The following is a 26,000-nucleotide window of genomic DNA, read 5'->3' on the forward strand; positions in this document are numbered from 1 at the left end:
AAACTTATTCCTTACCGGCGTGGCTAACCAGCCAGCAGTTGTGAATTTGACGATTGCGCGCAAAATCTTGCGACAACGTTTTTTGGGTAATTTCCTGCGCCTGCAGACCAAGACGGGCTAAGCCATCGAGATCCATTTTGAAGCCGCGCTTGTTATTAGAGAACATAATGGTGCCACCGCGACGCAGCAGACGTTTCAGATTCTGCATCAGCATCATGTGATCGCGCTGCACGTCGAAATCTTCTTCCATACGTTTGGAGTTAGAGAACGTCGGCGGATCGATGAAGATCAAATCAAACTGCTCGTCACTGTCACGCAGCCAGCTCAGGCAATCCGCGTGCATTAAACGGTGTTGGCGTCCGGTCAGGCCATTAAGACGCAGGTTACGCTCAGCCCACTCCAGATAGGTGCGTGACATATCCACGGTGGTGGTGGTTTTTGCCCCACCCAAACCGGCGTGCACACTGGCCGTGCCGGTGTAAGCAAACAGGTTAAGGAAATCTTTGCCCGCGCTCATTTTACCCAGCATCTGACGCGCCAGACGGTGGTCGAGGAACAGACCGGTATCCAGATAGTCAGTGAGATTCACCAGCAGACGCGCGTCAAACTCCTGAACTTCGAAGAAGTCACCCTTCTCGCCTAATTTCTGATACTGGTTTTTCCCTTTCTGCCGTTCACGGGTTTTCATCACCAAACGGTTAGCGGGGATCTCCAGCACGCTCAGGGTCGCACTGATGACGTCAAACAGACGCTGGCGTGCTTTATTGGCATCGACCGTTTTAGGGGGAGCATATTCCTGAATCACTACCCACTCACCGTAACGGTCAACCGCCACGTTGTACTCTGGCAGGTCGGCATCATACAGGCGATAGCATTCGATGTTGGATTGACGCGCCCACTTCTCCAGCTTCTTCAGGTTTTTGCGCAGACGGTTGGCGAAGTCTTCCGCGATCTGTGCGCTACCTTCACCACTGTTGGCGGCCAGCTGGTAGTTTTTCTGCACGCATTCCAGCGGGCCATTTTTCGCTTTGAACTGGCGATCGGCGCGCAGTTGCAGGCAGCTCAACAGTTCCGGGGAAGCGCTAAACAGCGACAGATTCCAGCCACCAAATTGCTGTTTCATAATACGGCCAAGCAGACTATGCAGGGCGATCAGTGCTGGTTCACTTTCCAGACGCTCACCGTAAGGTGGGTTGCTTAGCACCGTACCCGTCACATCCTGACCCGCCAGCGGATTTTTCAGCTTGATGACATCCTGCTGCGCGAAGGTAAATAGTTCGAACACCCCTGCACGACGCGCGTTAGCACGTGCAGATTCCAGCACCCGGCTGTCATTGTCATAACCAAAGAAACGGGCAGTCGCGGAAGAGGTACCGATGCGCGCACGCTCTTTTGCTTCGCTGTGCACTTCCTGCCAGACCGCTTGATTATGATTTTTCCAGCGATTGAAACCCCAATGGGTACGCAACAAGCCTGGCGCGCGATCGGTGGCGATCAACGCAGCTTCCAGCAGTAAGGTGCCGGAACCACACATTGGATCGATCAGCGGTGTGCTGCTCTGCCAGCCGGAGCGCATCACAATGGCGGCCGCCAGCGTTTCTTTCAACGGCGCCGGGCCGGTTTGCTGGCGATAACCACGCTGATGCAGCGCATCGCCACTGAGATCCAGGGCGATGCTCACGCGATCTTTATTCAGCCACGCATTAATACGAATCCCCGGCTGTTCACGATCAACGCTCGGACGTTCCAGGTTCTGACGCGTAAAGCTATCTACAATTGCGTCTTTGATGCGCAACGCACCAAACTGGCTGTTGCGGATCACTTCGTTGGTGCCGCTGAAGTGGATCGCAAAACTGGTGTTGCTGTCGAACATCTCGGTCCAGGGGATACTTTGCGCCCCAACATAGAGATCGAGATCGCTCCAGACGCCAAATTCTCCCAGCGGCAGCAAAATACGCGAAGCCAGGCGGCTCCACAGCAGGCTTTGGTACATCACACGGTCGTCGGCTCGGAAGTGGACGCCGCCCTGCACCACCTGCAAATCCTGCGCACCCAGCGCGTCCAGCTCAGTTTTTAACAGCTCTTCGAGCCCACGCGCCGTACTGGCAAACAGAGAATTCATATCGTCACTTTTTACTCTTGCTAAAATTGTTGCGCATTATAGCGAATCAGCGTCCTATGTCATAAAGTTAGCTTCTTTTTGTCTTGTTGGAGTTTTGATGATTACGCTCTCTCGCCTCTACATTCATCCGGTCAAATCCATGCGCGGTTTGCAACTGTCTCATGCACAGGTACTGGAGAGCGGTTTAGCGTTTGATCGCATCTTTATGGTGACAGAGTTAGACGGGACGTTTATTACCGCCCGGCAGTATCCGGAAATGGTTCGCTTTACCCCAGCGCTGTTACCCGATGGCTTATTTCTCAATGCGCCCGATGGCAGCCAGGCGCTGATCCGCTTCAGCGATTTCACCGCACAGCAGGCACCGACTGAAGTGTGGGGCAATACCTTCACTTCACATATCGCGCCTGCAGAGATTAACCAGTGGCTGAGCAGTTTCTTCCCGCGCCCGGTGCAGTTGCGCTGGACCGGAATCGCGCCAACCCGCCGGGTGAAACGCTTTGAAAGCGTGCCGCTTAGTTTTGCTGACGGTTTTCCTTTCCTGCTGGTGAATATGTCGTCTTTACAGGATCTCCAGCAACGCTGCCCCGCCAGCGTTCGGGTCGAGCAATTCCGTCCTAATCTGGTGGTCAGTGGTGCCGCTGCCTGGGATGAAGACAGCTGGAAGACCCTCAAAATTGGCGATATCACCTTTGAGATGCCCAAACCCTGCAGCCGCTGTGTGTTCACCACCGTTGGCACCGAAAGCGGACGTAAACATCCTGAGGGCGAACCATTGGCCACGTTGCAACGCTTCCGCAGCGGCCAGGATGGCAGCGGCGATATCGATTTTGGCTTGAATCTCATCGCGCTGAACAGCGGCGTGATTCGGGTGGGCGATGCCGTCACCATTCTTGAGCGACAGACGCCGCGAGCTTATGGTCCAGGTGAGGTGGTAGAAACGCTGAAGCCGGCCGCCAGCAACCAGGCTGAAGTGACCATTGGCTATCAGGGAAATGCGTTTATCGGTGACAATCAGCAAGTGTTGCTGGAACAGTTGGAGATGCAGGGCTTTCGCATCCCTTACTCCTGTCGTGCCGGGATTTGCGGCAGTTGCAAGGTAACGCTGGTCTCTGGCGAAGTAAAAGCACTGAAGAAAAGTGCAGTGCGTGCAGATGGCACCATTCTCAGCTGCAGCTGTATTCCGGCAGGTGACATCGAACTGGCGTAAGCGTTTAAACAGCTCTCGCCAGGTGGGCTGCTTGTTCCTGCTGGTGAGGATGCAGGCGATCGTTCATGATCTTGATTGCATCGCCTAACTGCATGCCTTTACCGGCAACCGATAACGCATTTTGTGCCAGCAGGCACAGCGCCGCATTTTCACCGCTCTCAACCACCAGCAACTGCGCCCGCTCTCCGGTGTCCGCTAATGTCACGGCGACCATATCGCCCGCACCGGGCTGCCAGCTTTGCGCATGGCTGGTGAAATGCCAGCTTTTCGGCATAAGAGGTTTGAGAAAACGGCTGGCGACCAAGGCATTTAATACTAATTCGGCACGTTGATCGCCTTTTAATCCACTCTGACGGCAACGTTCTTCAAAAGTAAAATACAACGCGGCGTCATCCACGCAAAAACCGCTTTCATTAAAGGCATCCGGCGTCAGCATTTTACGCGAGAAGCGCGAGCGAAATAACATGCCGTCTGCCAAATCCAGCATCATGCGGTCATGCTCTGCGTCGAAATACCAACGCCAGTTGTCATCAGGTTTAATTTTCATGATGTGCCCTGTAGTTTATCGCTGCGCTAAACGGCGCTTAATTTTAAAATATACCCGTCATACTTCTAACCGCAGTTGCGTTGGCTGCGCGTGCTCACCCCAGTCACTTACTGATGTAAGCTCATGGGGATTCCCCCACTTGCCGTCTTCCTGCAACTCGAATTATTTAGGGTATATAACGCTAAAGAAAAGCTGAAAAATGCATCAGCAGCACAAAATATAAACGAGCCGAAGGGATAAATAAACCCCCCGGCGCGGGAAAGTGAGAAATGTCTTAGAGGTGGGTCACGATATCTTTAATTAACGTTGGGCCTTTATAAATGAAACCGGAGTATATCTGTACCAAGGTTGCACCGGCTGCGACTTTTTCACGTGCAGAAACCAGCGAATCAATGCCACCGACACCAATAATGGGCAAACGGCCCTGGAGCTCCTGCGACAGGCGGCGGATCACTTCCGTGCTGCGGGATTGCACCGGACGGCCACTTAATCCCCCCATTTCGTCAGCATATTTTACGCCCGTCACCAATGCACGATCGAGTGTGGTATTTGTCGCAATCACGCCGTCAATTTCATGGCGCACCAAACTGTCGGCAACCTGGATCAATTCTTCCTCTGAAAGATCCGGCGCGATCTTCACCGCTACTGGCACATATTTAAGCTGCCGTTCTTGCAGTTCTTTTTGTTTTAATTTGATCGCAGACAGAAGATCGTCCAGCGCTTCGCCATATTGCAGCGTGCGTAATCCCGGTGTGTTCGGTGAGGAAATATTGATGGCAATATAACCGGCATGGGCATACACCTTCTCCATGCAGGTCAGATAATCGTCTTTACCCTGCTCCACTGGCGTATCTTTATTTTTGCCAATATTGATACCGAGGATACCTTTAAACCGCGCCTTTTTAACGTTCTCGACCAGGTGATCGACACCGTGATTATTAAAGCCCATGCGGTTAATAATTCCTTCCGCTTCCACTAAGCGGAACATACGCGGCTTATCATTACCCGGTTGTGGGCGTGGCGTGACAGTCCCCACTTCTACAAAACCGAAGCCCATCGCGCCGAAAGCATCAATGCACTCCGCATTCTTATCAAGCCCTGCGGCAAGGCCCAGCGCGTTCGGGAAAGTCAGTCCCATGCAACTGACCGGGCGCGACGGCAGCGACTGGCGAATCAGCCCTTCCAGCGGGGTACCGCTGATAAAACGTAATTGTTGCAAGGTGAGTTCGTGCGCACGCTCTGGATCGAGCTTAAACAGCGCCGGCCGGACGATAGGATATAACATGCACTCTCCTGAATGGCGGAAGCGAGGGAAGTCGGGTGCACGCAAATTTGTGCGCCAGAATGGTAAAGGCCTCTGGCGCAAAAGTAAATTTAATCAGGTGATGCAGAGTTGATCGAAGTCAGCGCTTACCGGTATAGCGTGCTAACAGACTGCGACTTGCCTTCAAACCGTTATAAAGCATGGGATAGTACCACTGCAGTTTCATGCGCTTGCTCTCGCCGGTCACTTTACGGATCAACTGGTCGATGGTGACGTGCCACTCCTTGGGGACGTCGATGTTATTTTTGCGCATCTCAATCAAACAACCGTACATCACCGGTTCGTAATAGCGGTCCATCAGCCACTCATCGGCAGGCATACCCCACGCTTGCATAAAGCTTTCGCTGTTACCGCGTGCAATAAAGTAGTTTTCAACCCAGGCAAAAGTGGCTTTGCGTTGTGACAGCGAAGTCACCATAAAACGCTTGTAGTAATAGCTTTCGCCTGTGAGCACCACTTCCTGCGCCTGCATGTACAAGGCAAACATGTAGGGCGCATCCTCATGGTGTTGAATCGGCAGAAATTGCACCCCCACCCTTTCAATCAAATGGCGTGAGACAATACTGCTCCACAACACGCGATGCGCAGATTGATGCGTGATCATATTGCGGAGGGTAGTGCTGCCGCCGGGAAACGCGCCCTGGATACGTCGTTGGTGAAAAAGTTGATATTGCCGCTGGGCGACGGGCAAGTCCGTAAACATTTTGGCGCCAAAGCAGAACAACTCCATTTCGGGATGCTGCGCCTTTGCGCGACGGAAATCTGCGAACAGGGTTTTACCGATGAAATCATCCGCATCCATAAAATAGATGAAGTCGCCGGTGGCAATCTCCAACCCAAGCGTGCGCGCCGCGCTGACACCACCCCGCTGCGCCTGCAACACCGTGATTTGTGGATAGCGAGCCGCCATCTCTTCTAGTAGCGCCACGCTGTTATCCGTTGAGCCATCATCAATTACGATGATTTGCTCGGGAGGAGAAGATTGACCTACCAGCGAATCTATCGCTTCCCCTAACCATGGAGCGCAGTTCCAGTTAGGCACGATCACCGTCATGCTCACGCCGTTCATTCTCTCTCCTCAACGTTAAAGCCTTTATTGAACGGCAGCAGACGCTTGATCACCAGGCTGTGTAAGAGACAACACACTGCCAGATTGACCATGCCAATCAGCCCGAGCCATAACAGATTCAACCAGCGATTTTGATCCCAACTAATGGGCAGGAGTGAGCAGAGCCAGGCCATAACCGCCGCAACAACCCATACCAGCAACACATCACGCGTTAACCATGCGAAATGAATGCCCGGCGCGAAGCGGCGATGCACCAGCCACGCCCACCCCAGCAGGTAGAACACGTTTTGCCCCAGCCATAACCAGCCGGTACCCATCGCGCCAAAATGGAGAGCCGCAAAAATATTGAGCGGCACCAGAATAATGGCAAAACAGGAGAAACCTTTAACATGCAGCTTGAGGTTGCCATTGACGTATTGCAGGTGATACAGCAAGCCACATATTGCCTGCACGCCACTGCCCAGCGCATAGAGGCTGAGGACAAACGACATCTCATTCACCACCTGCTGATTCTGCGTCCATGCCCACAACAGCGGTGCAGAGAAGCACGCAATGGTGATACTGAGCGGAGCCATAAATATCGCCACCGCTTGGGTGGTATACCGATACAGCGTCAGCGACTGGGCATCACCCTCTTTTTTGGTTTTCATCCCGGTCATACGCGGCACGATAGCCTGCATAATCGGGCTGCTCAGCAAAATAATCCCGGTAGCGGCCGTCGCGACCACGGTAAAGGAACCGTATTCGCTCAACGGCAACGTTTTTGACAGTACCAGACGGTCAATCTGAGAAATGAACGTCCATACGGCGCTGGCGTAGGCCGCACTCAGTGCGAAGCGAATAAAAGGTTTAAGTACCTGCTTTAAATTCTCATGCTTCTGTTTGCGCGCTGAAGCTGGCACCAACTGGAAACATTTGTAAATCAGACATACCGCTTCGGCGATCGAGACCAGTAACTGCCAGATAAAGAAACTCAAAACCGGATTTGAAAACAGTTGGATCACCAGGACGGCACCAAACGTTCTCAGCGTGACGATCACCAGATTGACGCCGTTGAGCCACACCTGATGTTCAAAGCCGACGATGACACTGCGATACGGGCTGGTACGCCAACGAATAGCGGCGGTGATGACCATAATCGCTACTGCAGTCACCACATCTGAAGATGGAAGATGCTGTGCATCCAGCCAATGATGCGCAATCCATGGCGTGGCCAGCCAACCGATGACCACTAAAATCACGGTCGAAATCAGGAAGAATTTTGACAGTGCGGCAAATAAAGAGGGAAACCAGATAAATTCAGCCTGGTTAGCACGATAGCGCGCGGCCTCACGCATCAACGTCGTTGAAACACCCGCATCTAACAACTGTAACCAGGTCAGTAAAATCGAAAAGAAACCGACTAAACCATACGCTTCCATCCCCAAATGATGAATATAGAGCGGTACAACCAGAATACCCGAGAGTGTCAGGTAGATCTGACCTACATAGTTGGCAATAGCGTTACGTTTAATTGACATAAGTATTGAGGTGTCTGGGAAATTTCGCTGAAAAACAGAGCCTGACACAGAACACCCTAACTGCCTACCAGACTTATTCTTAATTTTATCCTTGGTGCTAAATTAAGATTTTTGACATGCCATTTCGGCCATGAAAAAGAATTCACGGGGATGGCTAAAAATAACCAACCCCAATCTTCTCATGGGCCGAAGGAAAGTGAATTGAAGTTAAAATGCACATTATCTGTAACATCTTTAGCCGTCATGACGATAATTATTACACTTTTCTTGCAGAAACAGCCGGTCGTGGTTATTTCCTTTCTTCGGAATAAAATGGAATTACGCAGCGCGTTTTAATGTTTTCGCCACTTTAATATTCTGCAACAGAATAAACATTTCTGGCCGATGGATAAGTAGCCACTCTTTAATATTGGCTGGATCGTACTGCCCGCCTAAAAAACGAATCGCATTAATCACATACTCGGGTACTGCGGTTCCATTATAGAGCGAGAGGTAAATCATTAAGCGGAACGAGTGCAATAAATACTCTTTCTCAAGTTTCTGTTTCAACGGAGAGTGGCCCAGCGCGATTTTTAAGATGCTGAATGCCTGCATAAAGGCGTTATAGCGCTGCAGGAAATAGTCATCACTCTTCCTGCTGTTCGTCAGTGAACCGTTACGCACGCGTTGATGATAATAAACTTTCTGGCTGACCCACGCATGTTGTGAGTAAACAAACGCCGACAAGGTGAACTGGTGATCCTCATGAACGCGGTCGCGAAAGCGGAGACGATGCTGTTCGACCAACGCTCTCTTCACGGCATAATTCCATGCAGCTGAGGTGTAACTACCATTGCACAGCAGGCGGGAAAACACCTGTTGAGACGGTTGTTTGCCGAACGTTTCATGACGGACTTTGGGGCGAGTGATGTGTCGCTGCCCCTCCTCGAACATTTGCGAACTGAAGCAGAACAGCTCGGTTTCTGGGTACGTTTGGTAGACTTGCTGTAATTCCTCCACCAAACCATCGGCCACAATATCATCTGGATCGCAAAAGAATAAAAACTCCCCTTGCGCAGCTTCAATCCCCTTGTCACGCGCTTGTCCTGCGCCAACATTTATCGTGGTAATAATCTTTACCTGTGGTAGATGCCCATAATGTTGTTCAACTAGCGCCAGCGTGCCGTCAGTCGAACCATCATTAATGATAATAATCTCATTGGGTGTACTTATTTGTTTAAGCAACGCGTCAACACATTCGACGATATAATTCTCTACATTGAATGTAGGAATAATCACAGATAACAGGACTTTAGACATAAACCTTTCCCGATAACGGTTGAAAGAAAATAAACCCTCAGGTCAATACCCGCGAGTTAAAAGCATTACGCTCAACAGTTAAACGCACGATAAACAGCAATAATGTTAATTCCGGGATCAGTTAAGCAGAGGGGTTTTTTATTTCACAGGGCCAAACAATAATTAAGTGAATTAAATCAATTCCCATACATTACGCCCATTAACCTCTTAGCTGATCTCGCTAAAAGGCGCATTAATAACTTTTACGTTTCCCGCCAGAGGGAAAGGCTGGTTACATATTTTATGTATGAAGTCATGTCTAAAAGGGCTTATCTAAAGAAAATAAACAGATAGTGTTAAATACATTCTTTCAATTAAAGCTAAACGGTGTTTAAACGTGCCTTATGTTGCTACTGATTTACCTCGTTTTTTTTCTGTATTTTCCTGTTGATATTTCTTAGGGTACTCATACCCACTCAATCGACATGAGTTTGACCAAACGTAACCACGGTTACACCTCTCTTTCAGAAAAAATATCATTTCGATAGCAACGATTAGCCACGGTTTAATTCACGGCTGGTAATCAATGCATCGGGTGTGGGTGCCGGTTTTTAAGATTATTCGCAATTCGGTAGCACCACATCTATTGCGCCCATTCTGCCGCAATCATCCTTTTTGCAGTTTCTGCCTTTTTATTGCCAGATAAATCATTTAAGCCCATCCCCCTGCTCTGCCAGTATTGAACACATCAGTTCTCAATATCAGATAATCAATAACTTTCAGTTATAAGGAGTGACCATGCGGGTTATTACGCTGGCGGGTAGCCCTCGCTTCCCTTCACGCTCTACGGCACTGCTCAGCCTATGCCAACACGCGCTGGAAGCACGCGGTGTTGAGGTGATTCCATGGAATATTCACAATTTTCAGCCGGAGGATCTCCTCTACGCACGTTTTGATTCCCCTGCACTGGCGGCACTTAAAGCCGATCTGGCTATCGCCGATGGCCTGATTGTCGCCACGCCCATTTATAAAGCATCGTTCTCTGGCGCGTTGAAAACGCTGCTAGATCTGCTGCCGGAACGTGCCCTGGAACATAAAGTGGTGCTGCCACTGGCCAGCGGTGGCAGTGCTTCGCATTTACTGGCGGTGGATTATGCCCTCAAGCCGGTGCTTAACGCCCTGAAAGCGCAGGAAGTACTGCATGGCGTATTTGCCACTGACGGTCAGATTCTGCATTACGACCGCCAACCAGAACTGGACCAGCAACTGGCCGATCGTATTGATGATGCGTTAGAGACCTTCTGGCATGCGCTGCATCGTCGCCATCAACCCTATGCTCACGCGGTTTAAAGGAAGAACAATGAAAAGGATGTTTACGGGTTTACTGTTACCGGCGTTTGCCGCGCTTGTTGCCTTGAGCGGCAGTGCTGGTGCGTCTGATGCCCCAGACCAGTTGCGCATTGGCTATCAGAAGGGTTCCGTCAGCATGGTGCTGGCCAAATCACACCAACTGCTGGAGCAACGTTTCCCACATACCAAAATTAAATGGATCGAATTTCCAGCGGGACCACAGATGCTGGAAGCCCTGAATGTTGACAGCATTGATGTGGGCAGCACCGGCGATATCCCGCCGCTGTTTGCGCAGGCTGCAGGCGCCGATCTGCTGTATGTCGGTTCGGAGCCGCCCAAGCCGCAAGCGGAAGTGATTCTGGTGCCAAAGGATAGCCCGATTAAAACCGTTGCCGACCTGAAAGGCCATAAAGTGGCGTTCCAGAAAGGTTCCAGCTCGCACAATCTGCTGCTTCGCGCGCTGGAGCAGGCAGGGCTGAGTTTTAAAGACATCCAACCGACTTATCTGACCCCAGCCGATGCCCGCGCCGCTTTCCAGCAAGGCGATGTGGATGCCTGGGCGATTTGGGATCCGTACTACTCTGCCGCACTGCTGCAAGGCAATGTGCGAGTCCTGGTGGATGGTAGCAAGCTCAATCAAACCGGCTCCTTCTATTTAGCCACGCGCAAGTACGCGCAAGCGAATGGCCCCTTTGTGCAACAGGTACTGCAGGCGTTTAGTGATGCCGATGCACTCACTCGCAGCCAACGTGATCAGAGCATCGACTTACTGGCGCAAGCCATGGGCCTACCCAAGCCGGTGATTGCCAGCTACCTCGACCATCGTCCACCGACCACCATCACGCCGGTCAGCGCCCACACCGCGCAGGCCCAACAGCAAACGGCCGATCTGTTTTACGCCAACCATTTGATGCCGGTAAAAGTGAATATCGCTGACCGTATCTGGCATCCACAATCGGCCCAGCCATAAGGAATTGAATCATGAGCGTATCCGTATTCTGGTTTCTCCCGACCCACGGTGATGGGCACTACCTCGGCACCGCAGAAGGCTCACGTCCGGTAGACCACGGCTATCTGCAGCAAATTGCACAGGCCGCCGATCGCCTCGGTTTTGGTGGCGTGCTGATCCCCACTGGCCGCTCCTGTGAAGATGCATGGCTGGTGGCGGCGTCACTGATCCCGGTGACACAGCGTCTGCGTTTCCTGGTGGCGTTACGTCCTGGCGTGATTTCCCCCACGCAGGCGGCACGCCAGGCAGCAACGCTGGATCGCCTCTCCAATGGTCGCGCGTTGTTTAACCTGGTGACCGGTGGCGATCCCGAAGAACTGGCGGGGGATGGCGTGTTTCTCGATCACCGTGAGCGATATGAAGAGTCCGCCGAGTTCACCCGCGTCTGGCGTCGTGTTTCCGAGGGTGAGACGGTGGATTACGAGGGCAAACACGTCAAGGTGCGCGGTGCACGTTTGATGTTTAAACCGGTGCAACAACCCCGTCCGCCACTGTGGTTTGGCGGTTCGTCAGACGCTGCCCAGGATCTCGCCGCTGAACAGGTCGATGTCTATCTCACCTGGGGTGAGCCTCCTGCATTAGTGAAAGAAAAAATTGACCAGGTGCGGGCCAAAGCCGCCGCACAGGGCCGCAAGGTACGTTTCGGTATTCGCTTGCACGTGATTGTGCGCGAAACCAATGAAGAGGCATGGCAGGCGGCCGATCGTCTGATTGCCCACCTCGATGATGCCACCATTGCTAAAGCGCAGGCTGCCTTTGCCCGCACCGATTCCGTCGGCCAGCAGCGTATGGCTGCGCTGCATGGCGGCCGCCGTGACAAGCTGGAGATCAGTCCTAATCTGTGGGCCGGTGTCGGTTTAGTGCGCGGCGGAGCCGGTACCGCGCTGGTGGGCGATGGCCCCACCGTGGCGGCACGCATGCAGGAGTATCAAGACTTAGGCATTGAGACCTTTATTCTCTCGGGCTATCCGCATCTCGAAGAGGCTTATCGTGTCGGCGAGCTGCTGTTCCCGCATCTTGATTTAGCCATCCCGGAAGTGCCGAAGCCACGCGTGGTGCAGGCGCACGGTGAAGCGGTGGCGAATGATTTCACACCACAAAAAGTGTCACAGAGTTAAGGAGTTGATGATGGCAAAGATACAAAAACAGCTAACGAATGCCCTGCTCCCCTGGGCGCTGCCGGTGCTGTTGATTGTGGTGTGGCAACTCGCTTCACAAGTGGGGTGGCTCTCTACCCGCATCCTTCCGTCACCGGAAAATATCATTATTACGTTCTGGAAGCTGACCGTTAGCGGAGAGTTATGGCAAAACCTGGCGATCAGCGGCTGGCGTGCCGCCATTGGCTTCGCCATCGGTGGATCGATTGGTTTGATTCTCGGGCTGATCACCGGCACATCACGCGTTGGCGAACGTTTACTGGATACCTCAGTGCAGATGCTGCGCAACGTGCCGCACCTGGCATTGATTCCTTTGGTGATCCTGTGGTTCGGCATTGATGAGTCTGCCAAAATTTTCCTGGTGGCATTAGGCACACTGTTCCCGATCTACCTCAACACCTATCACGGCATTCGCAACATTGATCGGGGTCTGGTAGAGATGGCACGTAGTTATGGTCTTTCCGGCTGGAGCCTGTTTATCCAGGTGATCTTGCCCGGTGCCCTGCCTTCCATCATGGTGGGTGTCCGCTTTGCCCTTGGGCTGATGTGGTTGACGCTGATTGTTGCCGAAACCATCTCTGCCAACTCCGGCATTGGTTATCTGGCGATGAATGCTCGTGAATTCCTGCAAACCGATGTGGTGGTGGTCGCCATCATTCTCTATGCGCTGCTCGGCAAACTGGCCGATGTTGCTGCCCAACTGCTGGAGCGCGTATGGCTGCGCTGGCATCCAGCTTACCAATTAAAGGAGAACGCATGAGCAACGTAACCTTAAGCCCGTCGCGCCTGAACAGCGGCACCCCAGTGGGTGTGAACGGTGTCAGTAAGCAATACGGCGATCGCACCATTCTGAATAACATCGACCTGCATATTCCGGCAGGCCAGTTTGTCGCCGTGGTTGGCCGCAGTGGCTGCGGTAAAAGTACCCTGTTGCGCCTGCTTGCCGGGCTGGAGTCCACCACCCGTGGCGAGTTACTGGCAGGAACCGCGCCGCTGGCACAGGCACGTGAAGATACCCGTTTGATGTTCCAGGATGCCCGCCTGCTGCCATGGAAAAAGGTGATTGATAATGTTGGTCTGGGTTTAAAAGGACGTGAATGGCGCGCTGCCGCGCTGGAAGCGCTGGATGCTGTAGGCCTCGCCGATCGCGCCAATGAATGGCCCGCTGCGTTATCGGGTGGACAAAAACAGCGTGTGGCACTGGCGCGTGCGCTGATTCATCGTCCGGGATTGTTGCTGCTGGATGAACCGCTGGGCGCACTGGATGCCCTGACGCGTATCGAGATGCAGGGATTGATCGAGTCACTGTGGCAACAGCATAACTTCACCGTGCTGCTGGTCACGCACGATGTCAGTGAAGCGGTGGCCATGGCCGATCGCGTACTGTTAATCGAAGAGGGGCAAATCGGTCTGGATTTAACCGTGGATCTGGCGCGACCACGCCGTCGTGGTTCGGCGCGTCTGGCCGAGTTAGAAGCGGAAGTTTTGGATCGCGTGATGAAACGCAGTACATCCGAACAACCGCTGAAATTTGCGCAACAGCGATAAGAGAAAAGCGCGATAAATCGCGCCGCTACAGATTGGTGCATACCCTGTAGCGGCGCAATTTTATCAGGCATTCAACGCCTTGGTGATCTTCTCATACAGATCGCCCGACAGTTTATCCAGCCCTTTCAGAGTCTCCAGTGCCTTGCGCATCAGTGCCTGACGGTCAGCATCATAGCGTTTCAGGCGAATCAACGGCTCGATCATACGCGCCGCCACTTGCGGGTTACGCGTGTTGAGATCGGTCAGCATCTCCACCAGGAACTGATAGCCACTGCCATCTTTAGCGTGGAACGCGGCTGGATTACCCGCAGCAAAAGCGCCAATCAGCGAACGAATACGGTTCGGGTTGCCCATGGTGAATGAGCGGTGGTTGAGCAATTCGCGCACCTTACTCAGTACGTTATCTGCTGGGCTGGTTGCCTGCAGCACAAACCATTTGTCCATCACCAGACCATCCTGATGCCAGCGCTCATCGTACGCCGCCAGCAACGCGTCACGGCAAGGCAATTGCGCCGCCACTGCCGCTGAAAGCGCCGCCAGTGCATCCGTCATGTTAATCGCCTGCTGATACTGCGCCTGCACCAGCTTATCGGCCTGCTCCGCATCGGCGAAGGCCAGATAGCTCAGACAAACATTTTTCAGCGAGCGCTTGCCGATTTCCGCATGCTCAATACGGTAATCTTGGCTCTGATTCGCCAGATACACGGCATAGAGTTCATCGCTCAACTCCGTGGCCAGCGCATGGACTAACGCCGCACGTACTGCCGAGATCGCCTGCGGATCAATCACCTCAAACAGCTCGGCGATTTCGTTCTCTGAAGGCAGTGACAGAATCAGCGCCGTCAATGCCGGATCGCCCTGCTCATCCAGCAACACGGCACGGAAGGCATCCGCAACATGCAACGGTAATGACAACGGTTGTCCCTGCTGATGGCGCGCCACATTCAGGCGAATGTAAGTGGCCAGCAGGCTCTGTGCCGCATCCCAGCGCGAGAAATCATTGCGTGCGTGACGCATCAGGAAGGTGAGCTGTGCATCGCTCCATTTATAGTCGAGCTTCACCGGAGCCGAGAATTCACGCAGCAATGAAGGTACCGGCTGAAAGTGGACGTTATCGAAGATAAAGGTCTGGAACTCTTCCGTGACATTTAATACGTGATGTACCGGATGACCATTGTGCTGCAGCGGAATCACTTTGCCTTCGTTATCGTACAGTTCAATATCCAGCGGAATGTGCAGCGGTAATTTCTCTTTTTGTTCAGCAGTCGCCGGGGTGCGCTGCGTCACGTGCAGGGTGTATTGCTCCAGTTCCGGGTTATAGTCATCGCGTATTGTCAGCACTGGCGTACCCGCCTGGCTGTACCAGCGGCGGAACTGCGACAGATCGACGTTAGAGGCATCTTCCATCGCCTGGACAAAATCGTCACAGGTTGCTGCGCTGCCATCATGGCGCTCAAAATAGAGTTGCATGCCTTTCTGGAAGTTTTCCTCACCCAGCAAGGTATGCATCATGCGGATGACTTCCGAGCCCTTCTCATAAACGGTCAGGGTGTAGAAGTTGTTCATTTCAATCACCTGATCCGGGCGGATCGGGTGTGCCATTGGACTGGCGTCTTCAGCAAACTGCGCACCGCGCATCACGCGCACGTTATCAATGCGGTTCACCGCGCGTGAACCCAGGTCCGAGCTGAACTCCTGATCGCGGAACACGGTCAGCCCCTCTTTCAGGCTGAGCTGGAACCAGTCACGGCAGGTAACACGGTTACCGGTCCAGTTATGGAAATATTCGTGCCCAATCACCGCCTCAATGCCGAGATAATCTTTATCCGTCGCGGTTTCCGCTTTCGCCAGCACATATTTGGAGTTGAAGACGTTAAGACCTTTGTTCTCCATCGCGCCCATGTTGAAGAAATCCACGGCGACGATCATGAAGATGTCGAGATCGTATTCAAGATTAAAGCGCTCTTCATCCCATTTCATGCTGGCTTTTAACGAGGTCATTGCCCAGTCAGCACGGTCAAGATTGCCGCGATCGACAAAGATCTCCAGCGCCACATCACGGCCTGAACGCGTGGTAAAGCTGTCTCGCAGCACATCGAAGTCACCTGCTACCAGTGCAAACAAGTAGCAAGGTTTCGGGAAGGGATCCTGCCATCTCACCCAGTGGCGGCCATCTTCATGCTGTCCACTCTCCAGCTTGTTGCCGTTAGACAGTAAGAACGGATAAGTCGCGGCATCAGCAATGATGGTGGTGGTAAAGCGCGCCAGCACATCAGGGCGATCCAGATACCAGGTAATATGGCGGAAACCTTCGGCTTCACACTGGGTACAGAGCGCATCACCCGATTTGTACAACCCTTCCAGCGCGGTGTTCTTGTCTGGATGAATGTCATTAATAATGGTCAGCGTAAAGTTGTCCGGCAGTTGGCTGATCACCAGAGCCCCTTCTTCTTCACGGTAGTGCGGCCACGGCTGCCCTTCCACCGCCAGTGACACCAGCGTAAGGTCTTCGCCATCCAGACGCAGCTCGGCATCCGCAGCGCCAAGGCGCTTCACCTGGCTTACCGCAGTGACGCGCGTGCTGGCAGCATCCAGATCAAAGGTTAAATCGATATCGGTGATGGTGAAATCTGGCGCACGATAGTCGTGGCGATATTTAATTTGCGGCTGTTGCGTCATAAGTCCTTCTCGCATCGTTGAATTATCTACCCGTCAAAGTCTAAGCGGGTTGCGCCTTCGTTGCCACGCACAATGCGTGCCTTCGCTGAAAAGGCTACAATTCATTAACAATGGCACAAATGACCCTCGACCTGCCACCCGCAATTATGGTGTGATCCCGGTCATTACTGTTTTATACTCCTGCGTCTTTATGACTTTGTTGACACCGGGCTCTGCTCCGCGGAAGAGGATGCTGAAACGCACCATGACTGGACACGCTTCCCCGATTTTGACCACGCTGCTTGATACCGATGCGTATAAGCTTCACATGCAGCAGGCCGTTTATCATCGTTATTACGATGTCCCGGTTACGGCAGAATTTCGCTGTCGCGGCGATGAATTGCTCGGCCAGTATGCCGACGAGATTCGTGCGCAGATCGATACCCTGCAATCTCTCGCCCTGAGCGACGATGAATATAATTACCTCAGTGGCTTACCTTTCTTTGAAACCGATTACCTCAACTGGCTACGCCAATTCCGCTTCGATCCTGCGCAGGTTAAGGTGCGTAATGATAATGGACGCCTGACGATTCAGATCAGCGGACCGTGGCGTGAAGTGATTTTGTGGGAAGTGCCGCTGCTGGCACTGATCAGTGAAGTGGTACACCGCCATCGCACGCCGCAAATGGGCGTTGATCAAGCGGTCACACATTTGCAGCAGAAGCTGGTGGATTTCCGTCAGCAGGTGGGTGACCTGGATATGTCACGCTTCCAACTGATGGATTTCGGCACCCGTCGCCGCTACTCCAAAGCGGTGCAGGAAGCGATTGTCAGCACCCTGAAAGCCGATTTCCCATGGTTAGTAGGCACCAGTAATTACGATCTGGCCCGCCGCTTACAGCTCAATCCGGTTGGCACCCAGGCACATGAGTGGTTCCAGGCACATCAACAGATCAGTCCTGTGCTGGCGAACAGCCAACGTGCCGCGCTGCAATCCTGGTTGGATGAGTATGATGACCAACTGGGTATCGCTCTCACTGACTGTATTACCATGGATGCCTTCTTGCGTGATTTTGGGCCAGGCTTCGCGCACCGTTATCAGGGGCTGCGCCATGACTCCGGAGACCCGGTTGAATGGGGTGAAAAGGCCATCGCACATTATCAGCGCCTGGATATTGATCCGAAAAGTAAAACGCTGGTGTTCTCCGATAACCTGAATCTGGACAAAGCCTTGGCGTTATATCGTCACTTTGGCCAGCGCGCCAACGTGGTATTCGGTATCGGTACGCGCCTGACCTGCGATATTCCCGGCGTTACGCCGCTAAATATCGTGATCAAACTGGTGAGCTGCAATGGCAAACCGGTGGCAAAACTCTCGGATAGCCCTGGCAAAACCATCTGCCAGGATAAAGCCTTTGTCCGTGCACTGCGCAAAGCTTTCGACCTTCCACTGGTCAAAAGAGCCAGCTAATCACCGATGCAGGGTGCTCGCACCCTGCTCTCTTGCAACAAATCTCCCCTTCTCCCGGCAAAATTGCTTGTTTCCTGTTGGCTCGCAAGTAACATAGCAAAACCCCAAAAAGGGGCTTTTACCCACTTATATAGAGAGATATTTATGAGCGTAGTGCCTGTAGCGGATGTACTGCACGGCCGTGTCGCGGTTGACAGTGAAGTCACCGTACGTGGTTGGGTGCGTACCCGAAGAGATTCCAAAGCCGGTCTTTCCTTTATCGCCGTTTATGACGGTTCCTGCTTTAATCCCGTTCAGGCCGTCGTCAATAATTCTCTGAATAATTATCAGGATGAAGTGCTGCGTCTGACCACCGGCTGCTCGGTTATTGTCACCGGTAAAGTGGTTGAATCACCGGGCGAAGGCCAGGCGTTCGAACTGCAGGCGACGAAAGTGGAAGTCACCGGTTGGGTTGATGATCCAGACACCTATCCGATGGCAGCTAAACGTCATAGCATCGAATACCTGCGCGAAGTGGCTCACCTGCGCCCGCGTACCAACCTGGTCGGTGCCGTAGCGCGTACACGCCATACGCTGGCCCAGGCGCTGCATCGCTTTTTCCATGAGAATGGCTACTTCTGGGTTTCCACCCCGTTGATCACCGCCTCTGATACTGAAGGCGCGGGCGAGATGTTCCGTGTTTCCACACTGGACATGGAAAACCTGCCGCGCGATCCACAAGGTAAAGTCGATTACGACAAAGACTTCTTCGGTAAAGAAGCCTTCCTGACCGTTTCCGGCCAGCTGAATGCGGAAACTTATGCTTGTGCACTGTCAAAAGTCTACACTTTCGGCCCGACCTTCCGTGCAGAAAACTCCAACACCAGCCGCCATTTAGCGGAATTCTGGATGCTGGAACCGGAAGTGGCATTTGCTAACCTTGACGATGCCGCGGCGCTGGCAGAAGCCATGCTGAAATATGTGTTTAAAGCGGTGCTGGAAGAGCGTGCGGATGACATGGCGTTCTTCGCCGAGCGCGTAGACAAAGATGCGATTGCGCGCTTAGAACGTTTCGTTACTACCGATTTTGCTCAGGTAGACTACACCGATGCAGTGGATATTCTGCTGAAGAGCGGTCAGACGTTTGAGAACCCGGTGTCATGGGGTGTGGATCTCTCTTCTGAGCACGAACGTTATCTGGCAGAGAAACACTTTAAAGCGCCGGTAGTGGTGAAAAACTACCCTAAAGATATCAAAGCGTTTTACATGCGTATGAACGATGACGGTAAAACTGTGGCGGCGATGGACGTTCTGGCGCCGGGAATCGGTGAAATCATCGGGGGTTCGCAGCGTGAAGAGCGCCTGGATGTACTGGATGCGCGTCTGGCTGAGATGGGCCTGAATAAGGAAGATTACTGGTGGTATCGTGACCTGCGCCGCTACGGCACCGTTCCACATGCAGGTTTCGGATTAGGTTTCGAACGATTAATCGCCTATGTCACCGGCGTACAAAATGTAAGGGATGTTATCCCCTTCCCACGTACCCCGCGTAATGCTAATTTCTAAAATTAGCCATTAAATATAAGTAATTCATATATATAACGAGGTCGGCACTGCCGGCCTTTTTTTATTTTTGTAAATTTTGAGTTCTCTCACAAAGTTCCCGATATTTTACAAATTGTAATACATAATTTCTTTTTGATACGTAATTGCGAGATTTGAATCATTTTCGGGCTAGAAATAGCAACCCTGTGATGGAAAGATGCGTGCAGACACAGGAGACATCAAACTTCTTTCAAGGTTCTGTAAAGATTTCTTGACGGCAGTGGCAGATGTCCAAATAACTCCAATGAGGGTAATAAAAAATGATGAAGCGCAACATTCTTGCAGTGGTTATCCCTGCTCTGTTAGCTGCAGGCGCAGCAAACGCAGCAGAAATTTACAACAAAGACGGCAACAAACTGGATCTGTACGGTAAAGTTGATGCGCGTCACAATTTCTCTGACAACGCTGGCGATGACGGCGACCAGACCTATGTTCGCTTCGGCTTCAAGGGTGAAACCCAGATTAACGATCAGCTGACCGGTTACGGCCAGTGGGAATACAACGTACAGGCTAACCACACCGAAGGTGGTGCTGACGCACAGTCTGGCAACAAAACCCGTCTGGGCTTTGCTGGTCTGAAATTCGGTGACGCGGGTTCATTCGACTACGGTCGTAACTACGGCGTTATCTACGACGCAATGTCTTACACTGACCAGTTGCCAATCTTCGGTGACGATACCATGTACCAGGAAAACGACAACTTCATGATTGGTCGTTCAAGCGGTCTGGCTACTTACCGTAACAGCAACTTCTTCGGTCTGGTTAACGGCCTGAGCTTCGCTGTACAGTATCAAGGTAAAAACGAAGGCAGCCGTGACCCACTGTATCAAAACGGTGATGGTTGGGGTACTTCTGTAGCCTATGACACCGGTATGGGCATCAGCGCTGTAGGTTCTTACTTCTCAGCTGACCGTACCACCGCTCAGGTTGCTGATGGCAACGGCGATAAAGCTGACGCGTACGCATTCGGTCTGAAATATGACGCGAACAATGTTTACCTGGCAGCCTTCTATGGCCAGTCAAACAACACCACTGCTTACGGTAACACCGCTCGTCAGACTGCAAACAAAACTCAGAACTTCGAAGTGGTTGCACAGTACCAGTTCGACTTCGGTCTGCGTCCATCCATCGCTTACCTGCAGTCTAAAGGTAAGGACCTGAACGGAAACACTGCTAACGGTTCTACTTTCGCTGGCGGCGATGCAGACCTGGTTAAATACATCGAAGTGGGCGCGTACTACTACTTCAACAAAAACATGTCTACCTATGTTGACTACAAAATCAACCTGCTGGATGACAACGACTATACCCGTGCTCAGGGCGTAAGCACTGATGACGTAGTGGGTGTTGGTCTGCAATACCAGTTCTAATCACCTGATTAGAAACTTGTAAGACCTAAAAACGGAGCCTTCGGGCTCCGTTTTGCTTTTCAGTGATCGGCTTCTCAATTAGCGCCACTACTTTATACACGCGGCTTATTTCTTTTTTATGTCAGCGGTTGGCAATAGTATCATCTGACGTTACCCTGATAGCTCATTTCGCTAAAGTTCACCTACACGGAACTGACTCATGTTTGAATCGATCTCTGCCGCACCCGCCGATCCTATTCTGGGACTGGCTGACCTGTTTCGCGCCGATGACCGCCCGAATAAAATCAACCTTGGCATTGGTGTCTATAAAGATGAAACCGGTAAAACCCCGGTTCTGACCAGTGTTAAAAAAGCTGAGCAGTATCTGCTGGAAAATGAAACCACCAAAAATTACCTGAGCATCGATGGTCTGGCTGATTTCGCCAGCTGCACTCAGGCGTTGCTGTTCGGTAAAGAGAGCAGCTTGATTGCTTCGGGCCGTGCCTGCACGGCGCAGACGCCTGGTGGTACCGGTGCTCTGCGTGTTGCCGCTGATTTCCTCGCTAACCAGACCAACGTTAAGCGGGTCTGGGTGAGTAATCCAAGCTGGCCGAACCACAAGAACGTGTTTAACGCGGCTGGCCTGGAAGTCTGTGATTATCAATACTATGACGCAGCCAACCACAGCCTCGATTTTGCGGGCATGGTAGCATCGCTGCAGGAAGCGAAAGCCGGCGACGTGGTGCTGTTCCACGGCTGCTGCCATAACCCGACGGGTGTCGATCCTTCCGCAGATCAGTGGCAGCAGTTGGCGAAGCTGTCGCAGGAAAAAGGCTGGCTGCCACTGTTTGACTTCGCTTACCAGGGCTTCGCCCGTGGATTAGACGAAGATGCAGAAGGCCTGCGTATTTTCGCTGCCTCACATCAGGAATTGCTGGTTGCCAGCTCCTACTCCAAGAACTTTGGTCTGTACAACGAGCGCGTGGGTGCGTTGACACTGGTTGCTGCAGACAGCAACACCGCTAAGACCGCCTTTAGTCAGGTGAAGTACAGCATCCGTGCTAACTACTCGAACCCGCCTTCACACGGTGCCGCTGTGGTGGCAACCATCCTGGGCAACGATGCGCTGCGTACCATTTGGGTACAAGAGTTGAGCGATATGCGTCAGCGTATCCAGCGCATGCGTCAGCTGTTTGTGAATACGCTCGCCGAGAAAGGGGCAAAACAGGACTTCAGCTTTATCATCCAGCAGAACGGCATGTTCTCGTTCAGCGGTTTGACTAAAGATCAGGTGGTACGCCTGCGTGATGAGTTCGGCGTGTATGCCGTTAATTCTGGTCGCGTGAACGTGGCAGGTATGACGCCGGACAATATGTCTGCGCTGTGCGAAGCGATTGTCGCCGTGCTGTAAGACTCAGCATCGTTACATGAAAAATGGGCCTCTGCGGCCCATTTTTTATTGCAGAAATGGATTACTGATTCGCTCGCGACCCAGGGTTGAAATGGGTCCATGGCCCGGCACAAAAGTTACATCATCGCCTAACGGCAGCAGCTTAGTATTGATTGCAGCGATCAGGTCGCTGTGACTGCCCTGCGGGAAATCGGTACGGCCAACACCGCCATTAAAAATCACATCACCGGAGATCAGCAAGCGACCCGCGCGGTCGAAAAAGACAATGTGTCCCGGCGTGTGGCCAGGGCAAAGCAGCACCTCAAGCGAGACATTTCCTACCTGTACCGTTTCACCCTCTTCCAGCCAGCGATCTGGCGTCAGCGGCGCGCACTCGGGTAAACCAAACATACGGCTTTGGGTTGGCAGATTATCCAGCCAGAAGGCGTCCAGTTTATGTGGGCCGACAATTGGCACCTGATAATGCGCAGCGAGCTCGGCAGCGGCACCAACGTGGTCGAGATGACCATGCGTCAACAGGATTTGTGCGGGTGTTAAGCCCCGCTCAGCCAGCACGGCAATAATGGTTTCTGCATCGCCGCCGGGATCGACTAACGCCGCCTGCTGGGTCTCTTCATCCCAAATGACCGAGCAGTTCTGAGAAAAGGCCGTAACCGGAATAATATGGTAATTCATAGCGCTCCATGACCGACACACGCAGCGCTGCCGGTATCAGGACCAGTGCCTTGCAGGCCCGGTATCAATGTGTACGAAGTTGCTGCGCGGGTAATATCCTACACCACCAGCGCGCATAGATAACGCCGCTTTGCGAACATTGCTCAATGAAATTCCCTCGATATGGAAATCCATCGCCTGCCCTTTGGTGTGATAACTGTGTTTTGCCACGCCAGGGCCCGATTCACGCAGCATATTATTGGTGGCGAGCGTACGGTAACCCGAGATCAGCTGCACAGGCTTGCGCGTATTCAGTACCATCTGCAAACGGTAAAGCTGGTCAAAGAGATGCGGATCGATGTGTTTTACCTGATTGGCGCGGTAATCTCGGAAGAAGTGGTTTAAACGGGCTAACTCATCCTTGTCATAACTCTTGCCGTTAAAAAACTCCGTTTTAAGGGTTTCGCCGGTGTGAAGGTTATTAAGCGTCAATACTCGTGGGCGAGCGGTGGAAAGCGAAGCCAGAGCTGAACCTGGAAGCAGTGACAAACCTGCCGCTGCGCCTCCAATCAGGAGTAATCGACGACGTTGAGAATCAAAATTAGCCATGTTGCGGGGTTACCTAATCTAAAACGATAAAAATATGTGTAAAAAGTACACAAGGCCGAACAGTAACCTCAGCCCAAGAGTCAGTCAACCCAGAATGCGTCACAGAATGATCAAAACCCGCCTGAGAAGGTATTTCTCAGACGGGTCTTGGGGTTTTTATCGAGAGGTGATAACAGATAAATCAACCACTAGAGCAGCAGTTTGCCCGCTTTTGCCAGGACCTGGCTACCAGAACGCGCGGTGTTATCATAATTGTAAATATCTGTACGATATTGCGGTTGGCCATCTGCGGCGACCCATGCCGTCAGATAGTAGAGATTCACCGGGATACGATGACGAATCGGCACGTAACGGGTGTCGCCCTGCTTCAGCGTGTCGGAGATCCGGCTGTCGTTCCAACCCACATCCTGCAACAACAGATCGGCCAGTTCCGAAGCTTTATTCACGCGGACACACCCTGAACTTAACGCGCGTATATCTCGCTGGAACAAACCATGATTCGGCGTATCGTGCAGGTAGATGGCATCCGAACTTGGCATATTGAATTTATAGCGGCCCAACGAGTTCATCGCCCCCGGAGCCTGACGAATCCGATAAGGGAAGCTCGCGGCGGAAACCATGTGCCAGTCAATCATCGAAGGATCGATCACTTCAGCATCAGCACTCCAGCCGGATAACAAGGTGTAACCATGCTTATAGAGGTAGCCAGGATCCTGTTTGACCTTGGGCACAATATCCTGGCGCACCAGTGTAGTCGGCACATTCCAGGGCGGGTTAAGCACCACATTATTTAATGCGCTACGCATCAGCGGGGTTTTGCGATCCGGACGCCCCACAATCACACGCGATGAAAGGATGGTGGCACCGTTGTTGTAATAGGTCAGTGAATAGTTAGGAATATTCACCATGATGCCGTTATGCATATCATCCGGCAGCAGGCGCAGACGCTGAATATTGAGTGCCAGTAAAGAGGCGCGCATTTGAGGCGAGACATTCAGCCACTCGCGGGTACGCGGCCCAATGGCGCCATCATCCGCTAAACCTTGCCAGTGCTGGAAGCGCTTCACGCCCTCCACCAGCGCAGCATCGTAAACATTATCGCCTGCTGGGGTCGGATTGGCCGCCACATTACCGGCGGTCTGCGGGCTCTGCGACGGGAGATCACTGACGTTGGCCGCTGATGGGCTCACCGCCACAGGTTGATTGCTCTGACTGACCGGCACCGATGCCGTAGGCACCGCATCGTCAGCTGGAGTAGGCGTGCTGCTGTGCGCGGCTGTTAACATGCCGGTGCGCTGGAGAATCTCACGCAGTGCCGGGATATCGTTGCTGATTTGGCCTGGCTTTAAAGTTCCGTTGTCACGCAGCTGCGGCCAGGGGCGGTTATCGGTGAGCAGGGCCTTTAGCGCACTGTGCATCGGCGCATATTGTGGATGCTGTGGCGCTAAAGACAGCACAAAAGCACGGCTGCCGCCGCCGTTTACCGCATTCTGCCATTGATTAATGGCCGCGATGCCGGGCATAGCGAGTTTGTAAGGCACATTGCTATACAGCCAGGTTTCACCCTGGGTCGGCACATTAGCGACAAACTGCAAATACCCCAACATGGCATCGCTCAGGACGATATCGCGCGCAAGACCCGTAATGGTTGGATTAGTGAGCCTTTCAACCCAGCGCGTGAACTGCGGCTGTACGCCTGAAAGCGCCACTTCCGCCAGCTGTTGCTGAAATGCCTGCACAGCGTCACGGTCTTGCCACAGCGGCGCCATATTGCGTGACGCATAAATGCCGGCGAGACCGGGGAGATAAAACGGTTGTTCACTCGGGCTGAACGCCTGCTGAATTTGATGCTGGCTTGCCGCCACGCTCAGGGTGCTATGAGACGTTCCCGGCAGTGCGGCAATGATCGCTGCATGGCTGGTGGCCAGCGGCGATAAAACCAGTGAAAGACTGAGTGCTAATGCAGCACGTTTAATTCTGTTTCTTTTGTTCAGCAACATCCCTGCCCCCTTCTCACCTAAGACACAGCGCCCTGTTATCGCTATGTACAACCTTACTCTTATTGTTGAGTATACAAATAAAAAACGGCATCTGCCTCAGTGTGCAAATGCCGTTTACAGATTAAACGGTACG

At 52.6% G+C, this 26,000-nt stretch carries 20 protein-coding genes; 10 read left to right on the forward strand and 10 right to left on the reverse strand.

The annotated features are described in order from the left end of the window. Nucleotides 1-4: 4 nt before the first annotated feature. On the reverse strand, nucleotides 5-2,122 hold the full coding sequence (rlmKL, locus tag LK04_RS11905) for a bifunctional 23S rRNA (guanine(2069)-N(7))-methyltransferase RlmK/23S rRNA (guanine(2445)-N(2))-methyltransferase RlmL (RefSeq protein ID WP_039328967.1): 2,118 nt from the start codon (nucleotides 2,120-2,122) through the stop codon (nucleotides 5-7). Nucleotides 2,123-2,219: 97 nt separating this feature from the next. Between rlmKL and LK04_RS11910 the strand changes: the two genes are divergently transcribed. Beyond that, the gene (locus tag LK04_RS11910) at nucleotides 2,220-3,329 is read left to right on the forward strand and encodes a YcbX family protein (RefSeq protein WP_039328968.1); all 1,110 of its coding nucleotides are present in this window, start codon (nucleotides 2,220-2,222) and stop codon (nucleotides 3,327-3,329) included. Between the two features lie 4 nt (nucleotides 3,330-3,333). Here LK04_RS11910 and LK04_RS11915 read toward each other — a convergent pair whose 3' ends face one another. The 5 genes from LK04_RS11915 to LK04_RS11935 form a co-directional block, all read right to left on the reverse strand. Further along, entirely contained in the window at nucleotides 3,334-3,876 is a 543-nt protein-coding gene (locus LK04_RS11915; protein WP_039328969.1) for a cell division protein ZapC, read from the reverse strand. Nucleotides 3,877-4,150: 274 nt separating this feature from the next. Then, nucleotides 4,151-5,161, reverse strand: coding sequence for a quinone-dependent dihydroorotate dehydrogenase (gene pyrD / locus LK04_RS11920; RefSeq protein ID WP_039328970.1), 1,011 nt, complete (start codon nucleotides 5,159-5,161; stop codon nucleotides 4,151-4,153). A gap of 118 nt (nucleotides 5,162-5,279) precedes the next feature. Then, nucleotides 5,280-6,269, reverse strand: a complete 990-nt coding sequence (locus LK04_RS11925; protein ID WP_039328971.1) for a glycosyltransferase family 2 protein — start codon at nucleotides 6,267-6,269, stop codon at nucleotides 5,280-5,282. Continuing rightward, nucleotides 6,266-7,789 (reverse strand): lipopolysaccharide biosynthesis protein, encoded by a 1,524-nt coding sequence (locus LK04_RS11930; RefSeq protein WP_039328973.1) that lies wholly within the window; start codon nucleotides 7,787-7,789, stop codon nucleotides 6,266-6,268. Before LK04_RS11930 ends, LK04_RS11925 begins: the two co-directional genes overlap by 4 nt. Nucleotides 7,790-8,107: 318 nt before the next feature. Next, nucleotides 8,108-9,088 carry a glycosyltransferase family 2 protein gene (locus tag LK04_RS11935; RefSeq protein WP_039328974.1) on the reverse strand — a complete coding sequence of 327 codons (981 nt, stop codon included), beginning with the start codon at nucleotides 9,086-9,088 and terminating at the stop codon, nucleotides 8,108-8,110. Between the two features lie 777 nt (nucleotides 9,089-9,865). On the opposite strand from LK04_RS11935, the gene ssuE reads away from it, so the two are divergent. The 5 genes from ssuE to ssuB are packed head-to-tail and all read left to right on the forward strand — an operon-like array spanning nucleotide 9,866 to nucleotide 14,131. Then, nucleotides 9,866-10,417 carry an NADPH-dependent FMN reductase gene (gene ssuE / locus LK04_RS11940; RefSeq protein ID WP_039328976.1) on the forward strand — a complete coding sequence of 184 codons (552 nt, stop codon included), beginning with the start codon at nucleotides 9,866-9,868 and terminating at the stop codon, nucleotides 10,415-10,417. 10 nt (nucleotides 10,418-10,427) lie between these two features. Next, a complete protein-coding gene (locus LK04_RS11945; RefSeq protein ID WP_102136015.1) occupies nucleotides 10,428-11,387 on the forward strand; it encodes a sulfonate ABC transporter substrate-binding protein in 960 nt (319 codons plus the stop codon). 11 nt (nucleotides 11,388-11,398) lie between these two features. Then, nucleotides 11,399-12,544 (forward strand): FMNH2-dependent alkanesulfonate monooxygenase, encoded by a 1,146-nt coding sequence (gene ssuD / locus LK04_RS11950; RefSeq protein WP_039328979.1) that lies wholly within the window; start codon nucleotides 11,399-11,401, stop codon nucleotides 12,542-12,544. A gap of 10 nt (nucleotides 12,545-12,554) precedes the next feature. Next, complete coding sequence (gene ssuC, locus LK04_RS11955) at nucleotides 12,555-13,343, forward strand: aliphatic sulfonate ABC transporter permease SsuC (protein WP_039328981.1); 789 nt, start codon at nucleotides 12,555-12,557, stop codon at nucleotides 13,341-13,343. After that, complete coding sequence (gene ssuB / locus LK04_RS11960; protein WP_039328983.1) at nucleotides 13,340-14,131, forward strand: aliphatic sulfonates ABC transporter ATP-binding protein; 792 nt, start codon at nucleotides 13,340-13,342, stop codon at nucleotides 14,129-14,131. The genes ssuC and ssuB overlap by 4 nt, the downstream gene beginning before the upstream one ends. A 63-nt stretch (nucleotides 14,132-14,194) precedes the next feature. Here ssuB and pepN read toward each other — a convergent pair whose 3' ends face one another. Then, nucleotides 14,195-16,810, reverse strand: coding sequence for an aminopeptidase N (gene pepN, locus LK04_RS11965; protein ID WP_039328985.1), 2,616 nt, complete (start codon nucleotides 16,808-16,810; stop codon nucleotides 14,195-14,197). A gap of 244 nt (nucleotides 16,811-17,054) precedes the next feature. Between pepN and pncB the strand changes: the two genes are divergently transcribed. The 4 genes from pncB to LK04_RS11985 all read left to right on the forward strand — a co-directional run bounded on the left by pncB (nucleotide 17,055) and on the right by LK04_RS11985 (nucleotide 22,604). Beyond that, on the forward strand, nucleotides 17,055-18,260 hold the full coding sequence (gene pncB, locus LK04_RS11970) for a nicotinate phosphoribosyltransferase (protein ID WP_039329008.1): 1,206 nt from the start codon (nucleotides 17,055-17,057) through the stop codon (nucleotides 18,258-18,260). 144 nt (nucleotides 18,261-18,404) lie between these two features. Next, nucleotides 18,405-19,805: an asparagine--tRNA ligase gene (gene asnS, locus LK04_RS11975; protein ID WP_039328987.1), complete on the forward strand. Its 1,401-nt coding sequence runs from the start codon at nucleotides 18,405-18,407 to the stop codon at nucleotides 19,803-19,805. Between the two features lie 299 nt (nucleotides 19,806-20,104). Next, complete coding sequence (gene ompC / locus LK04_RS11980) at nucleotides 20,105-21,214, forward strand: porin OmpC (RefSeq protein WP_039328989.1); 1,110 nt, start codon at nucleotides 20,105-20,107, stop codon at nucleotides 21,212-21,214. Nucleotides 21,215-21,413: 199 nt separating this feature from the next. After that, on the forward strand, nucleotides 21,414-22,604 hold the full coding sequence (locus LK04_RS11985) for an amino acid aminotransferase (protein WP_039328991.1): 1,191 nt from the start codon (nucleotides 21,414-21,416) through the stop codon (nucleotides 22,602-22,604). A gap of 45 nt (nucleotides 22,605-22,649) precedes the next feature. On the opposite strand, the gene LK04_RS11990 is transcribed toward LK04_RS11985, so the two are convergent. The 3 genes from LK04_RS11990 to ldtD all read right to left on the reverse strand — a co-directional run bounded on the left by LK04_RS11990 (nucleotide 22,650) and on the right by ldtD (nucleotide 25,867). Next, nucleotides 22,650-23,279 carry an MBL fold metallo-hydrolase gene (locus tag LK04_RS11990; protein WP_039328992.1) on the reverse strand — a complete coding sequence of 210 codons (630 nt, stop codon included), beginning with the start codon at nucleotides 23,277-23,279 and terminating at the stop codon, nucleotides 22,650-22,652. Nucleotides 23,280-23,315: 36 nt separating this feature from the next. Beyond that, nucleotides 23,316-23,867 (reverse strand): YcbK family protein, encoded by a 552-nt coding sequence (locus LK04_RS11995; RefSeq protein ID WP_039328994.1) that lies wholly within the window; start codon nucleotides 23,865-23,867, stop codon nucleotides 23,316-23,318. Nucleotides 23,868-24,055: 188 nt separating this feature from the next. Then, entirely contained in the window at nucleotides 24,056-25,867 is a 1,812-nt protein-coding gene (gene ldtD / locus LK04_RS12000) for a L,D-transpeptidase (protein WP_059109802.1), read from the reverse strand. Nucleotides 25,868-26,000 lie beyond the last annotated feature (133 nt).

Origin of the sequence: Pantoea vagans (assembly GCF_001506165.1) — a bacterium.
In the GTDB taxonomy this organism is placed as follows: Bacteria; Pseudomonadota; Gammaproteobacteria; order Enterobacterales; family Enterobacteriaceae; genus Pantoea; species Pantoea vagans_C.